This window comes from Mesorhizobium subarcticum (assembly GCF_055456085.1).
On the sequence record NZ_CM144237.1, the window covers coordinates 6301381 to 6316998 of the forward strand.

The following is a 15618-nucleotide window of genomic DNA, read 5'->3' on the forward strand; positions in this document are numbered from 1 at the left end:
AACGCGGCAAATCATGTCAATTGAGAAAATAATATCATGACAATTTTTCTGATTGCGCACATTTTCGAATCATCGTCGGCCTAGATGGCGAGCAGCAGATGCTCCGGATCGCCAAGCAAGAGCTTGGTGACAACGCCGAGACCGGCGCGCAGTTCCCCCTCGGTGGTCGAGCCCAGCGAGATGCGCACGGCCGGATGCCAGGGCGCGTCGGAAATGCGGAAGGAGGTGCCAGGCGCGATCGCCACGCCCTGCAGCCGGGCTTGGGCGACGAAGCTTTCCTCGGCTCGGTCATCGGGCAGTTGCAGCCAGACATGCAGTCCGTCGCGCCGAGCGCGATAATCGATCCCGGCCAGTACCTCGGCGGCGATATCCTGCCGCCGCCGCAGTGCGGCGCGCTGCCAACGAACGAGTTCTATCGCGGTGCCGTCGGTCACCCATTTGGTGGCTATCTCGGCCACCAGCGGCGTTGCCATCCAGTTCGAAACCAGGTGCCGGTTGGCGACGGCGGCGACATAGCGATCGGGCGCGGCGAGGTAGCCGATGCGCAGGCCGGGCACGGTGATCTTGGTGAAGGAGGTGACGTAGAGCGTACGTTCCGGCGCAAAGGCGGCGACCGGCGCCGGCCGGTCCTCGACCAGCGGACCCAGCACGTCATTCTCGATGATGGCGATGTCGTGCTTGCGCGCGACCGCCGCGATTTCTTCGCGCCGCCTCGCGTCCATCAGCGTCGCCGTGGGGTTGATCACCGATGGCTGCACGAAGACGGCGCGAATGTCGGAAAGCCGGCAGGCTTCGTCCAACGCCTCCGGGATCAGGCCGTTGTCATCGATCGGCAGGCCTTCGAGATTGAAGCCGAGATAGCGGGCGAGCGGCACCAGCGTGTGGTGGCCGATCGCCTCGGTGGCAACGGTGGAGCCCGGCGGCGCCACGCTCATCAGCGCCACCGTCATGCCGGCGGTAGCGCCGTTGGTCAGGCTGATGTTCTGCGCGGAGACATCGAGCCCGCATAGTTTCAGCCATTCGACGGCGACCGCGCGGTGGCGCGGGAACACCATGTTGGGCCGGAAGGACAGCGCCGAACTCGACGGCAGGTTTTCGGCCAGCCAGCCCAACGCCTGCTTGAGCCGCTCCAGATGCATCGGCTCGCACACCGGTTTCAGGATCGAGAGGTCGATGACCTCGCCGAGGCGTTCCGGCAGATAGGGCGGCTCCGGTTCGCGGCGCTGCGTCTGGACAAAGCTGCCGCGGCCGATCTCGCCTGAAATCAGGCCACGCCGGATCAGTTCCTCATAGGCGCGGCTGACCGTCTGCACAGAGAGCTTGAGATCGTCGGCCAGCCGGCGATGCGTCGGCAGCCGTGCGCCATTGGCAAGGCGGCCATCATGGATGGCGCGCGCGAACTGGTCGGCAAGCGATTGATAGGCTGGCCGCCGGATGAGCGCAGGATCGGGTTGCCACAATGTCATGACTTATTAGAGATCGAAATCAGTGCAATTGACAATCGAAATATTGGGTAATCATGGTACTCTGGATGAAAAGTGGATACCGATGACTGCTGCGAAACTCGACCCGATCGACCTGAAAATCCTCGACGCCATCCAGCGCGACGGGCGCATCACCAAGCTGGCGCTGGCCGAACAGGTGGGGCTGTCGCCGACACCGTGCTGGATGCGGCTGCGCAAGCTGGAGAAGGCCGGCATTATCTCGGGCTATCATGCCAGGATCGCCATGCGCGTCGTGGCGCCTATTGCCACCGTACTGATGGAAGTGACGCTGGCCAGCCATCGGCAGGCCGATTTCGACCGCTTCGAGCGCGTCATCCGTGACATCCCCGAAATCGTCGCCTGCTGGTCGGTGGGCGGTGGCGTCGACTATGTGCTGAAGGTCATGGCGCGCGACATCGACGCCTATCAGCGACTGGTCGACGGCCTGCTCGACCGCGAGATCGGCATCGACCGCTACTTCACCTACATCGTCACCAAGACAGTCAAGGAAGAGATCGCGCTGCCGATCGCCGACCTGCTGCCGGCGTCGGCCTGAGCCCGGAGAGATTGTCTGCCAGCGCGGCGCAATAGAGAGAATCTCTCTACGTCAGGGCATCCAAACAGCCTCTCTGTCTGCGCGACACGGATAGTCTTCCCGCATAGTCCGAACCGGGAGGCCTCGACCATGTCCGCGCATTTCGCCCGCTCGCATCGCCATGAGGCGCTCGACCGCCTCGCCGACCGTCGGCTGCTGCGCGAACTCGCCTATGTCGATGGCCATTGGACGGCAAGCGAGGCGGCGGAAAGTTTTGAGGTCACCGATCCGGCCACCGGCAGCACTGTTGCTTTCGTCGCGGCGCTCGATGCGCAGCAAACGACCAAGGCAATCGATGCCGCTGCCCGCGCCTTTCCGGCTTGGCGGTCGCTGTTGCCGCAGGAGCGCTTTAAAATCCTGCGAAAATGGTTCGAGCTGATTATCGCCGCAAAAGACGATCTCGCTCTGCTGATGACGCTGGAACAGGGCAAGCCCCTGCAGGAGTCGCTGGGCGAGATCGATTATGCAGCGTCCTTTGTCGAATGGTATGCGGAGGAAGCCAAGCGCCTCAACGCGGAGAGCGTCACCAGCCATCTGCCGCATGCGGAAATGATGGTGCGGCGTGAACCGCTCGGTGTCGTCGGTGTCGTCACGCCGTGGAATTTCCCATCGGCGATGCTGACCCGCAAAGCGGCCGCCGCGCTTGCAGCCGGCTGCACCATTGTTGCGCATCCGTCCTCCGAGACGCCGCTGTCGGCGCTGGCGCTGGCGGAACTTGGGGAGCGCGCCGGCATCCCGGCCGGTGTCTTCAATGTCATCACCGGCAAGGCCGCGACCATCGTCGGTCGTATATGCGAGGACGCACGCGTCCGTGCCATGAGTTTCACCGGCTCGACCGAGATCGGCAGGCTGATCGCAGCCCAGAGTGCGCCAACGATGAAGCGGCTGTTGATGGAGCTTGGCGGCCACGCGCCGCTGATCGTCTTTGCCGATGCCGATATCGACAGAGCGGTGAGCATCGCCATCGATGCCAAATTCGCCACATCGGGCCAGGACTGCCTCGCCGCCAACCGCATCTATGTCCAGCGCCCGCTCTACGAGCGCTTCTGCGCTGCCTTCGCCAAGCGCATCGAAGCGCTTCGAACCGGCAACGGCCTTGCCCAGGAAATCGACATCGGGCCGCTGATGCATGAGCGCGCCGTGACGAAAGTCGAAGAACAGGTCGCCGATGCCATCGCGCATGGCGCGCGCTGCCTCGCCGGTGGCAGGCGTCATCAGGCCGGGTCGCTTTTCTACCAGCCGACGCTGCTCGCCGACGTCACTGACGAGGCGTTGATCATGCGCGAGGAGACGTTTGGCCCGGTCGCCGCCGTGACCCCGTTCGACAGCGAGGATGAAGTGATCGCCCGCGCCAACGCCACCGAATATGGCCTCGTCGCCTATGTCGTGACCGAGAACGGCGCGCGCCAGCAGCGCATGGGCCGCGCGCTCGACTATGGGATGGTAGCCATCAACCGCGTCAAGATCACCGGCGCGCCGATCCCCTTTGGCGGCGTCAAGCAATCCGGCATCGGCCGCGAAGGCTCGCGCCACGGGCTCGAAGCCTTCACCGATCTGAAGTATCTCTGTCTGGACGTCGCGTAAGTCCGTCCGGCCACATCTCAAGGAGTAAAAAGAATGCTCGACCAGTCCAACGAACTCGCCGCCTGGGATCGCGACCACTTCTTCCATCCCTCGACCCATATGGGTACGCACGCGCGAGGCGAGAGCCCGACGCGCATCATGGCTGGCGGTGAAGGCGTCACCGTCTGGGACAACAATGGCAAGAAGAGCATCGATGCCTTTGCCGGCCTCTATTGCGTCAATGTCGGCTATGGCCGCCAGAAAATTGCTGATGCCATCGCGACCCAGGCGAAGAACCTTGCCTACTACCACGCCTATGTCGGGCATGGCACCGAGGCCTCGATCACGCTTGCCAAGATGATCATCGACCGCGCGCCGAAGGGCATGTCGAGGGTCTATTTCGGCCTCTCCGGCTCTGACGCCAACGAAACCAACATCAAGCTGATCTGGTATTACAACAATGTGCTGGGACGGCCGGAGAAGAAGAAGATCATCTCGCGCTGGCGCGGCTATCACGGCTCGGGCGTGATGACGGGATCGCTGACCGGGCTCGACCTGTTTCACAACGCCTTCGACCTGCCGCGTGCGCCGGTCCTGCACACCGAGGCGCCCTATTACTTCCGCCGCGCCGATCGCTCGATGAGTGAGGAGCAGTTCTCGCAGCATTGCGCCGACAAGCTCGAGGAGATGATCCTGGCCGAAGGGCCTGAAACAGTCGCCGCCTTCATCGGTGAACCGATCCTCGGCACCGGTGGGATCGTGCCGCCACCGGCCGGCTATTGGGAAAAGATCCAGGCCGTATTGAAGAAGTATGACGTGCTGCTGGTCGCCGACGAGGTGGTGACGGGCTTCGGCCGGCTGGGCACCATGTTCGGCTCCGACCATTACGGCCTCAAGCCGGACCTGATCACCATCGCCAAGGGGCTGACCTCGGCCTACGCGCCGCTGTCGGGCGTGATCGTCGCCGACAAGATGTGGCAGGTGCTGGTTGAAGGTTCCGACAAGCTCGGTTCGCTCGGCCATGGTTGGACCTATTCGGCGCATCCGATCTGCGTTGCCGCCGGCGTCGCCAATCTCGAACTGATCGACGAGATGGACCTTGTGACCAACGCCCGCGATACCGGCGCCTATTTCCGTGCCGAACTGGCCAAGGCGGTCGGCGGCCATAAAAACGTTGGCGATGTGCGTGGCGACGGCATGCTGGCTGCGGTCGAGTTCGTCGCCGATCGGGATGACCGGGTGTTCTTCGACGCTTCGCAGAAGATCGGACCGCAAGTGGCGACTGCGCTGGCCGCCAGCGGCGTCATCGGCCGCGCCATGCCGCAGGGCGATATCCTTGGCTTTGCGCCGCCGCTCTGCCTGACGCGTGAGGAAGCCGACATCGTCGTTTCGAAGACGGCGGACGCGGTGAAGAGCGTATTTGCCAATCTCTGAGATCGACCATGAATGCGATGACCAAGACCCTCCCCGCCACCATGGCCGCCGTGCTGCTCACCGGGCACGGCGGACCGGAAAAACTCGTCTACTGCACCGACGTGAAAGTGCCCGCGCCTGCGCCTGGCGAAGTGCTGGTCAAGGTCACCGCTTGCGGCATGAACAACACCGATGTCTGGGTGCGCCAGGGCGCCTATGGCACGGAAGAGGACGCTGCCGCCGTGTCCACCTGGCGGCGGCAAGGCAACACGCTCGTTTTCCCGCGCATCCAGGGCACCGACACTGTGGGCCGCATCGTTGCCGTCGGCGAAGGCGTTTCGCCGGATCGGGTCGGTGAACGGGTGATGGTCGATTTCTCGATCTACAACCGCGACGACAATTCACTCGCCGACATCGATTATATGGGCCATGGCCGCGACGGCGGTTATGCGGAGTACCAAACGGTGCCGGCGGAGAATGCGCATGTCGTCAAGACCGGCATGAGCGATGTCGAACTCGCCACCTTCTGCTGCGCCTACCTCACCGGCGAACAGATGCTGGAGCGCGCAGGTGTGAAGACCGGCGAACGCGTGCTCGTCACCGGCGCCTCGGGCGGTGTCGGCTCGGGCATCGTACAGCTGGCGCGGGCGCGCGGCGCCATTCCCTATGCCGTTGTCGGCAAGGGCAAGGAGCAAGCCGTGCTCGACATCGGCGCCGAGGCGGTCATTACCCGTGGTGTCACCGACCTGCCGCAAGCGGTGCACGAGGCCACCGGTGGCCAGCCAATCGACGTCGTTGCTGATCTCGTTGGCGGCGCGATCTTCAACGATCTGTTGCGAATCCTGAGGCCGGAGGGGCGCTACACCACCGCCGGTGCGATCGCCGGCCCGGTTGTCCAGCTCGATCTCAGGACCATGTATCTCAAGCAACTTCAACTGCATGGCTCGAGCCAAGGGACGCGCGCCGATTTTCGCCGCATCGTCGGATATATCGAGGCGAAAAAGATCCGGCCGCTGGTGGGAGGCGTCTACAGGCTATCCGATTTCCACCAAGCGCAGTCCGATTTCGTCGCCAAGGATTTTGTCGGCAAGCTCGTGGTGGTGCCCGACGCTGTCGCGGAGCGGTCTGCATAAGTTCAGAAATCTGGCATCCTCGCCTCCGCCTGCCCTCTCCCTCTGCCCCAATGGGAATGGCTTGCAGTCCAGCCGGCAAGCCGCCACAAACAGTGACGCCCGCCGCTGGTCCGGGCCTCTGGTCACAGGATACAGGCGAGACATGACAGCCCGGATGATACTGCTCGACGCCAGGCCGCTCGGCGTGGCTGACGTCGCTGAGATCGCGCGCCGCAATGCCCGGCTCATCCTGGGTGAAGCGGCACTGAACCGCATCCGCGCGAGCCGCGCCCTCATCGAGCATCTGACTGGGCTTGGCAAGCCGATGTACGGCGTCACGACGGGCCTCGGCGCCTGTGTCGACACGCCGCTCGCGCAGGCCGACCTGATCGCCTTCCAGCACAGCGTGCCGCTCAGCCACAGCATGGGCATTGGACCGGCGCTGCCGACCGAGGCGGTGCGAGCGATGATGGTCGCGCGTATTTCAGGCATGGCCGCCGGCGGCACCGGCACCTCCGAGCGTGTCGTCATGGGCCTGGTGGCGGCGCTCAATGCGGGCGTCCATCCGGTGATCCCCACCTGGGGTTCGATCGGCGCCGCCGACCTTGCCCATCTCGGCCATATGGCAAGGTCGCTGCGCGGCGACGGCGAAGCGGAGTTCCAGGGCAGGATCATGCCCTCCGCCGAGGCGCTGGCGCTCGCCGGGCTCGAACCCCTCGACCTGCGCGAAAAGGACGGCCACGCCATCATCGTCGCCAACAGCCTGTCCACTGGAACGGCGTGCCTGTGCCTCGAAGACGTCGCCCATCTTATCGACTGGGCGCTGGCGGCTGTCGCTCTCAACTATGAGGCGTTCCGCTCGTCCCTCACCGCGATCGACGAGGATGCGCTCGCAGCACGACCAGCCTTCGGCCAGCGCGAGATCGGCGCGCGGCTGCGCACGGAACTGGCGGGAAGCAGCCTGTGGAAGGACAGAGCGGCGCGGCGCCTGCAGGATCCACTCAGCTATCGCTGCGTACCCCAGGTCTGGGGTGGGCTGCTCCATGCCTTCGAACAGGCGCGGCTGGCCACAGAGATCGAACTGACCCATTCGGGCGACAACCCCGTGATCCTGGCTGAGAGCGAACGGGTGATTTCGAACGGCAATTTCGATCTCACGGCGATGACGCTGGCCTTTGAACAGCTTGGCCAGGCGCTTGCCCATTGCGCCGTCGGCACCGCCAACCGCTGCATGAAGCTGATGTCACCTGTTATCGCCGACCTGCCGCGTTTCCTGTCGGCCAGAGGCGGCAGCCGTCAGGGCTACGCGGAACTGCAGAAGCCGTTGTCCGCGCTGGAAGCCGAAATCCGGCATCTGGCCAACCCGATGTCGCTCAGCCCGCTGGCTGTTTCCGATGGCATCGAGGACCAGTCGTCGATGGCACCGCGCGTGGTGGCCAAGACCGCCGAGATCATCGAGCGCATGCGCTATCTCGTGGCCATGGAACTGATCTTCGCGGCCACCGGCGTGGAACTGCGCGGCGTCGTCGACAGCATGGGCGAAGGACCGCAGCGCACCTTTGCCGCTGTGCGCGCGCTCGTCAGCCCGCTCGACGACGACCGCGAGATGAGCACGGACATGACGCGGATGGCGCGGATGGTGGCGGGACCGAGGGACTGAGCCAGCGCCCCTCCACCCGTACCCGTTTTCCACGGCAGGCCGATACTATTGGTACGGTCCCCTGAGATTCAGTTTCTCGGCCAGGAGGCAGAAGCGGTCGATCAGCCGGACGAGTTCCTCACCCTGCTCGGCGACGATCCTGCCGCGCTCGGTGGGCGACGTGTCTGACAGGGTTTTCCACAACCGGCTTTGCCGGTCACAGACATCCGCCAGTTCGGAGCATTCGCCTGATGTCAATTTCAAAAGATGATCCGCCGTCACCGGCCCGATGCCGGGGGGCGTCGATGCACCGAGGGAAAGATAGCCCGCCGGCACGGTGCCTTTTGCGTTGCTCACCGATTTGCGACAGATGACATCGAACAGCTGGTCGACGGCCTGTTTGGCGCCGGCGACGCGCGAGGGATGGTCCGTATCGGCCGCGGCATGCGGCAGAAGTTCGAGCCTGGCGCCATGGCGCTCGACGAGGTCGAGATAAGGCAGCATCGGCCCGGACAGGCTGCCGGTCGAGGCGTCCCTGAACAGGTCGGCATCGATGGCGGCATGGCGCACCTGCCCGGTGTCCAGGGCATCGCCAAGTGCTGCAACGTCGACAAGTTCGCCGCGATCGTAATTGACCAGCACTGCACCCTTGTTCATGCGGGACAGGACATCCGCGCCGACGAGCCCGGCATTGGCGTAGCGGCCGGTCTGCCCGTCCTGCTTGCCCAGGCCGACATGGACGCTGAGCACATCGGCGCTATCAGCTGCTTCGACGAGGTCCGGCGCAAAGACAAAGCCCTCGGCTTCCACCCAGTCGCGGTGCCGTGGTCGTGCATGGATCACCACGCGCATGCCGAAGGCGCGGGCGAGCTTGGCAACCTCACGGCCGATATTGCCGTAGCCGATGATGGCCATCGTCTTGCCTTCGAGCTTTCCGGTTGGGAAATCGCGCAGCTCCCTGCCGGTGTCGAAGGCACCGGCCGCCACCCGCTGGTGAAGCAAGTCGACCGGGAGGTCTGGCAGCACTTTCAGGATCGCCTTCATCACCATCTGCGCCGTGGCGCGGCTGTTGATACCCGGCGTGTTCATCAGCACCGCGGTGCCGCCTTCGCCGCTGCCGCCGCCCCAGGAGCGCGAGCCCATATTGCCGGTCCCGGCGCCAATTCGCACGCCGGCCAGCGGAAAGGCCGTTTCGGCGGGCAGGAAGGTCGCCGCGGCAATGACGGCGTCATAGCGCCCATCGCCAGCGGCCTCCATCAGCTCGTCGCGGGTGCTCAGGTCCGGCTGGTAGAAGAAATGCACGCGGCCACGTTCGAGACCCGCCTTGTCGTCAAGCGCGGACAGGTGAAAGCGACCGCCCTTGGCTTCGATATGGGCGCGCACTTCGCTCGGGTCGGGCTTGCCGTCGGGCCCAAAACGCAGGCCGACCAGATCGCAGATCAGCACGGCGTAGATCCTCTGCGGATCGATCGGCTCCGCGGCCAGTGTGCTTGTGTTCACGTCTTTCCCCATGCAAGAACGGCAGGGCCTGCTGCGCCAGCCCTGAATAATCAGAACCTATCCACCTGCAAAGGCGTCAGATCGACCGCCGGCGGCAAACCGGCGGCAAGTTGCGACACGATCGCTGTCAGGCACAGTGCGATACCGCCATTGGCCCCTTGAACGGCCAAGTCCGACACGCGTAACATCGCACCATCAGAACTGAGTCTGCTTCATTCGTCCGGGCTAATGTCCGGATTGGACTGGATATTTTCCTTGGCAACGGATGCAACCAGCAGCGCGGGCAGGCGCGGCAAATCATTTGCCCATGTGGCGGAAGCCTCCTGGGGCAAGGGCCTCAGCACCTTGCTGCGTATCGTGCGCATGACGTTGCGCCACCCCTGGCAAGTCGCCATTACCCTCGTCTCGACCTTCATCGCCGCGACACTGCAGCTTTTCATCCCACGCTTGCTGGGACGCGCCATCGACCAGGCGCAAGGCGTGATGGCCGCGGGCGCCGGCACCGCGGCGGAGCAGGCGCTGTGGAATACCGCGCTCACCCTGCTTGTCATCAGCATCCTGCGCGGCCTCTTCACCATGGCGCAGAACTATTATGGCGAGGCGGTCGGCCATCGCACCGGTTATGAACTGCGCCTGGCTTTCTACGAAAAGATCCAGCGCCTGAGCTTCGCCTATCACGACAAGGTCCATACCGGCGATCTCATCACGCTCGGGCTGCTCGATCTCGACGGCGTGCGCATGTTCTTTTCCACCGGCATATTGCGAGTGGTGCTGCTTGGCGTGCTGATCGGCGTTGGCGCCTATCTCCTGATCAGCACCGATCTCGTGCTTGGGCTGTTGAGCCTCAGCTTCGTGCCGTTCGTCGCCTGGCGCTCCTCGGTGACGCAACTGGCACTGCGCAGCACATGGCTGACACTGCAGGAGCGGCTGTCGGTGCTGAGCCGCGTGATGGATGAGAATCTCGGCGGCATCCGTGTCGTGCGTGCCTTCGCGGCGCAGCGCCATGAACTGGCGAAATTCGACCGCGCCAAGCAGGACGCGCTGGAGCTGGCAAATGAGCGCGTCGACATTCGCGTTTCCAACACCAGTGCCATGAATTTTTCCTTCCTGGCCGCCATGGGGCTGGTGCTGTGGTTCGGCGGCCAGAAGGTGATATCGGGCCAGATCAGCGTCGGCACGCTGGCCCAGTTCCTCACCTTCATGACCATCCTGCAGATGCCGGTGCGCCAGCTCGGGCTAATGGTCAACTCGTTCGCGCGCGCCTCGACCTGCGGCACGCGGCTGTTCGAACTGCTCGACACCGAACTCGACATCAAGGACGCGCCCGATGCCCGGGATCTCGTCATCACCGAGGGCGTGCTGCGGTTCGACAATGTCGGTTTCCGCTATGCGGGCGCGGGCGGCCGGCCGACCCTGTCCGGCATTTCCTTCGAGGCGAAGCCCGGCGAGACGATCGGCATTGTTGGGCCGCCTGGCAGCGGAAAGTCGACCATCGCGCATTTGATTCCGCGTTTCTACGACGTCACGTCAGGCGCGATCACCATCGATGGACAGGACATCAGCAAGATCACGCTGCAATCGCTGCGCAAGGCGGTTGGCGTCGTGCAGCAGGACGCGTTCCTGTTCACCACCTCGATCGAGAACAACATCGCCTATGGCAATCCCTGGGCGCGCGAGACCCGCATCGGGCAGGCCGCCGAGTATGCCCAGTTGCACAACTACATTATCGGGCTTCCGGCCGGCTACACTACCGTCGTCGGCGAGCGCGGCGCGTCGTTGTCCGGCGGCCAGCGGCAGCGGCTGACCATCGCGCGCAGCCTGATGCTGCGGCCTTCGGTTCTGGTCTTCGACGATTCCACCGCGGCCATCGATGCCGGCACCGAGCAGCGAATCCGGGCGGCGATGAAGCGTTTTGCCCGGGATCGCGTCACCCTCATCATCTCGCACCGACTGAGCTCGCTGATGCATGCCGACCAGATCCTGTTCGTCGAAGGCGGCCGTATCGTCGAGCGCGGCACACATGAGGAGTTGCTGGCGCTTGGTGGACGCTATCGCGCGCTTTATGACCTGCAGCTGCGGCCGGACGACGACCGGCTCGAGGGAGCCGCATGATGTCGACGCGGGACGACGACGAGAAGGAAGACAAAAGCGGGCGGCCGACCAAGGCGGTCGTCGGCTCGCACCGCGACGAGGAAGAGGTTTTCGGCAAGGCCTATGATCCGCGCATCGTCAGGCGCATCTGGAGCTTCGTCAGCCCTTATCAGGGCCGGATCTTCATCTCGGTGGCGGCGGTGCTGGTGTTCACTTTGACGCAGCTGGCGATTCCGCTGGTCATCCGCTACGCCATCGACCATGGCATGGCGGCGGGCAAGCTCGACCATTCGGTGATGGTCTGGGCTACCGGCATCTTCGCCGTCATCATCCTCATCAATTACGCCGCCAGCCATGTGCAGGAAAGCGTCGTCGGCAAGGTGGCCGAGAATGTGCTGTCCGACCTGCGCCGCGCTATGTTCAGCCATCTCCAGCGTGTCTCGCTGAGCTTCATGGACAAGACCGAGGTCGGCCGGCTGATGTCGCGCCTGCAGGGCGACGTCAACTCGATGCAAGAATTCCTCGAAACCTCCGTCATGTCGGTTGGCGACATCGTGCTTCTGTTCGGCATCGTCACCGTGCTTTTGTGGCTCGACTTCCGGCTCGGGCTGCTGACGCTGTCGACCATGCCGGTGCTGTTCATCGTGCGCCTGTTCTGGCTGCCGCGCGCCAAGGTCGCCTTCATGGCGGCACACGAGACCAATTCGATCGCCAACGGCGCGCTGGCCGAAGGCATCCATGGCGTGCGCACGGTGCAGAGCCTGGAGCGCCAGCACGTCAATTTCGACCTCTATGACGAAAAGGTGCTGGCCAATCTCAATGCCCATCTGAGGTCGGCCAGATACGCGCAAGTGATGGTGCCGATCGTCGATACCCTGACCGGCATCGCCATGGCGACAGTCATTGTCGTCGGCGGCTCGATGGTGCTGTCACACAGCCTCGACATCGGCGTCATGGTGGCCTTCCTGTTCTACATCCAGCGTTTCTTCGATCCGATCCGCTCGCTCACCATGCAGTACAGCGTCATGCAGCGCGCCATGGCTTCGGGCCAGCGCATCTCGGAAGTGCTCGACGTGCCGGTGGATGTCAGCGACAAGGACAATGCGGTGGCGCTGTCGCGCGACATGGACGGTTCGGTCGAATTCAGAGACGTCACCTTCGGCTACCGGCCGAACCAGCCGGTGCTGAAGAACATCTCCTTCCGCGTCAATCCGGGCGAGACCGTTGCCTTGGTCGGCCCGACCGGATCGGGCAAGTCGAGTTCCATGGCGCTGGTGCACCGCTTCTATGATGTCTGGTCGGGTGAGGTCCTGGTCGGCGGTCATGATGTGCGCGACCTGACGCAGGACTCGCTCGGCGACCAGGTGGCCATGGTGCTGCAGGAACCGTTCCTGTTTTCAGGGACGGTGCTGGAGAACATCCGCTACCACAAGACATCAGCCAGCCGCGACGAAGTGGTGCGCGCGGCACAGGCCGTCGGCGCACACGACTTCATTGAGCAATTGCCCGATGGCTACGACACCGAACTCGAACAACGCGGCGGCAACCTTTCGCTCGGTCAGCGCCAGCTGATCAGTTTTGCGCGCGCATTGGTCGCCGACGCCAAAATCCTGGTGCTCGACGAAGCCACCGCCAGCATCGATTCCTACACCGAGATGCTGATCCAGAAGGCGCTGATCAAACTGCTGGAGGGCCGTACCGGTCTGGTCATCGCCCACCGGCTGGCCACCATCCGCGGCGCCGACCGCATCATCGTCTTGCAGAATGGCGAGATCGTCGAAAGCGGCAACCACGAACAGCTGATGCAGAGGAAGGGCCTTTACGCTCGCCTCTACAACATGAACTACGCCTCTTTCGACGACATTTCGCAGGAAGAGATGGGAATGGACGCGGCGGTCGGCAAAGCGACGTGAACGGTGCCGTTCCAGCGAAGATCAGCGTATCGGCCGACAATTCAGCGGCACGCGTAACGACTCGCTAACTGACTGTCGGAAGCGTACAAAGCAGGTGTCGCCAGCCTGTGAATGGGCGCTGGCGATTGAAAGAGTCGATCACGCTTTCGCCCCTTGACCACGGGAGAAGCGAGATGGCGGTCAATGGCATAGCGGACGCCGACCGGTTCACGACATGTCCAGCGTAGTCGCCAAGTCCGAAGAGCTGGCTGACAGCGCGGCAGAACATCGAGTTTGCCCTGAAGGCCGCGGGCTACGATCGCGTGGCCTGCCGCGAGATCGCACTCGAGCATCTCGATCTCGTCAAGCTGTCGCAGAGTGCCGATCGCTATCCGTCCGAACTGTCGGGCGGCATGAAACAGCGCGTCGCCATTGCGCGCGCGCTGTCCTATCGTCCCAAGATGCTGCTGATGGACGAGCCCTTTGGCGCGCTCGATGCCTTGACCCGGCACCAGATGCAGGAACTGCTGACTCAGATCTGGGAAGAGCACCGGCTGACCGTGCTGTTCGTCACGCATGACGTGGAGGAGGCAGTCTATCTGTCGGATCGCATCGTCATCATGGGGATCGGCCCGGGACGCATCATGCAGACCTTCAACGTCGACATCGAGCGCCCGCGCCGGGAAGAGGTGATGGAAACCCCGGCTTTCATGGACTTGCAGCGCGGCGTCCACAAGGCGATCCGCGAAGCCTCAAGACGTCCCGAAATGGCGTAGCATCCGGGCGCTCAGATGTTGCTGATCCTGACGGAGCCACGGCACTCGAACGCGGGTGCCATGGGCGCATATAGATCAGAGGATTCCGAACGGGACATAATAGGAGCGGTATGGGGCACACAGCTCGAAGGCGACCTGTTTGCCCTTGAGGTCCTTGATGGAGGTGACGTCCTTGCCGGCGATGATGGCATCGGCCGTCATGGAGACATCGAGCAGCAGCACGATCTTCACCGGCAGGCCGGCCGCCACCATGCCCATCGCCGTGTGGGTCGCGATGTTGGCGGCGTCGAGCTGGCCACTGGCCAACGCCGCGTTGATGTCCTTGTCTTCGGCGAAGTTGACGATCTGGACGTCCGACAGGCCGTTTGCCTTGAACAGCCCCTTGGCGTCGGCGACATGCCACTGGCCGTAGCCAAGCCAGGGCTCGATGCCAATCTTGAACGATCCGGCCTCGGGCGTGGTGGGAATGGCCGCATCGGCGGCGTGGGCCGCTGGCGCGGCGGCGAGCCCGATGGCGGCTGCCATCATGAGCGCGCGAAATTGTCCTGCTAGGTTACGCATCATCGTGTTCCCCTTGATGATCAGACCGCTTTTTTACCCAGGCATCCGGTCTGGTGAGACTGCGGGTTTGCGCTCTTGCGGCACGGTGCCTCGGCGTCTTGCCCACCACTTCATGGTGAAGTGCAGGGATATTTCAGCGTCAGCGGGAGCCGATGTCAAGGCTGAAATACATACATGCATATACAAGTTGGGCTGGCACAAATTCCTGTCGATCCGACCCATCAGCCTCCCGCCATTTGCCACGCATTCGCCTGTTGCCGTCAGTTGGTTCTGGAGGGGGAATAGCGGCTGCCGAGCGAGTAACGGCTGCCGGCATAAGTCAGCCTGCTGATCGTCGCCACAACCGCGCCCGTCCATGTGCGACGGTGCAGAAACAGGCAGCAGCTGCCAACATCAATGTTCAGATGTCGTGCCGTCTCGGCGTCGGCCGGGATCGCGGAGATGATATGCTCGACCTCGGTCACCGGGGTCTTCTGCATGAGGTAGTCATAGGTCGCCGTCTTTGAAAAATCCTGCTTGTCGTAGTCGGGGATCAGGCTCGGATTGACGAAGCGCTCCTCCAGTTGCACAGGCAAATCGTTCTCGAAATTGACGACGACGGAGTGATAAATCGAGGCGCGCTTGGGGAACTCGAACGACAGCGCGAGCTCCTTCGTCGGCATGACGGTTTCGAGCACAAGGACTTCGGAACGATGCCTGTTGCCGCGCTCGACGATCTCGGCTGCGATGTTGTTGATCTCGATCAGCGTCGATTGCGGCCGGGGCGGCGCGATGAACGTGCCCACCCCTTGCAGCCGGATCAGGAAACCCGCCGTGGTCAGTTCACGCAAGGCCCGGTGCACCGTCATCCGCGATACGCCCAGCGAAACCACCAGCTCATTCTCGGAGGGCAGCTTGCGATCCTTGCCCCACTTGCCCGATCCGATGTTGGTCAGGATGTAGTCCTTCACCTTCTCGTAGAGAGGGCTCGCCGTATCGGGCAAATCGATCAT

At 63.6% G+C, this 15618-nt stretch carries 10 protein-coding genes and 2 pseudogenes; 8 read left to right on the forward strand and 4 right to left on the reverse strand.

Annotation, left to right across the window (positions count from 1 at the left end; all coding sequences use genetic code 11):
- Positions 1-80 precede the first annotated feature (80 nt).
- On the reverse strand, positions 81-1466 hold the full coding sequence (gene ehuR, locus ACZYHG_RS30855) for a MocR-like ectoine utilization transcription factor EhuR (protein WP_464611807.1): 1386 nt from the start codon (positions 1464-1466) through the stop codon (positions 81-83).
- An 82-nt stretch (positions 1467-1548) separates the two neighbouring features.
- Here ehuR and ACZYHG_RS30860 point away from each other — a divergent pair, with 82 nt between their 5' ends.
- The 5 genes from ACZYHG_RS30860 to ACZYHG_RS30880 all read left to right on the forward strand — a co-directional run bounded on the left by ACZYHG_RS30860 (position 1549) and on the right by ACZYHG_RS30880 (position 7827).
- Positions 1549-2040 (forward strand): Lrp/AsnC family transcriptional regulator, encoded by a 492-nt coding sequence (locus ACZYHG_RS30860; protein WP_464611808.1) that lies wholly within the window; start codon positions 1549-1551, stop codon positions 2038-2040.
- Positions 2041-2169: 129 nt separating this feature from the next.
- The gene (locus tag ACZYHG_RS30865) at positions 2170-3663 is read left to right on the forward strand and encodes an NAD-dependent succinate-semialdehyde dehydrogenase (RefSeq protein WP_464611809.1); all 1494 of its coding nucleotides are present in this window, start codon (positions 2170-2172) and stop codon (positions 3661-3663) included.
- A gap of 33 nt (positions 3664-3696) precedes the next feature.
- Positions 3697-5076 carry an aminotransferase gene (locus tag ACZYHG_RS30870; protein WP_464611810.1) on the forward strand — a complete coding sequence of 460 codons (1380 nt, stop codon included), beginning with the start codon at positions 3697-3699 and terminating at the stop codon, positions 5074-5076.
- 8 nt (positions 5077-5084) lie between these two features.
- On the forward strand, positions 5085-6188 hold the full coding sequence (locus tag ACZYHG_RS30875) for an alcohol dehydrogenase family protein (RefSeq protein WP_464611811.1): 1104 nt from the start codon (positions 5085-5087) through the stop codon (positions 6186-6188).
- A gap of 142 nt (positions 6189-6330) precedes the next feature.
- A complete protein-coding gene (locus tag ACZYHG_RS30880) occupies positions 6331-7827 on the forward strand; it encodes an HAL/PAL/TAL family ammonia-lyase (protein WP_464611812.1) in 1497 nt (498 codons plus the stop codon).
- Positions 7828-7872: 45 nt separating this feature from the next.
- Here the strand turns inward: ACZYHG_RS30880 and ACZYHG_RS30885 are convergent, their stop codons facing one another.
- Entirely contained in the window at positions 7873-9306 is a 1434-nt protein-coding gene (locus ACZYHG_RS30885) for an NAD(P)-dependent oxidoreductase (RefSeq protein ID WP_464611813.1), read from the reverse strand.
- A 255-nt stretch (positions 9307-9561) separates the two neighbouring features.
- On the opposite strand from ACZYHG_RS30885, the gene ACZYHG_RS30890 reads away from it, so the two are divergent.
- The 3 genes and pseudogenes from ACZYHG_RS30890 to ACZYHG_RS30900 form a co-directional block, all read left to right on the forward strand.
- Complete coding sequence (locus tag ACZYHG_RS30890; protein ID WP_464611814.1) at positions 9562-11418, forward strand: ABC transporter ATP-binding protein; 1857 nt, start codon at positions 9562-9564, stop codon at positions 11416-11418.
- The gene (locus ACZYHG_RS30895) at positions 11418-13310 is read left to right on the forward strand and encodes an ABC transporter ATP-binding protein (protein ID WP_464611815.1); all 1893 of its coding nucleotides are present in this window, start codon (positions 11418-11420) and stop codon (positions 13308-13310) included. The genes ACZYHG_RS30890 and ACZYHG_RS30895 overlap by 1 nt, the downstream gene beginning before the upstream one ends.
- Positions 13311-13555: 245 nt before the next feature.
- Positions 13556-14065, forward strand: a pseudogene (locus tag ACZYHG_RS30900) (ABC transporter ATP-binding protein); the annotation flags it as partial.
- Positions 14066-14188: 123 nt separating this feature from the next.
- Here the strand turns inward: ACZYHG_RS30900 and ACZYHG_RS30905 are convergent.
- Positions 14189-14626, reverse strand: a pseudogene (locus tag ACZYHG_RS30905) (ABC transporter substrate-binding protein); the annotation flags it as partial.
- 260 nt (positions 14627-14886) lie between these two features.
- Positions 14887-15618 carry a histidine utilization repressor gene (gene hutC, locus ACZYHG_RS30910; RefSeq protein ID WP_464611816.1) on the reverse strand — a complete coding sequence of 244 codons (732 nt, stop codon included), beginning with the start codon at positions 15616-15618 and terminating at the stop codon, positions 14887-14889.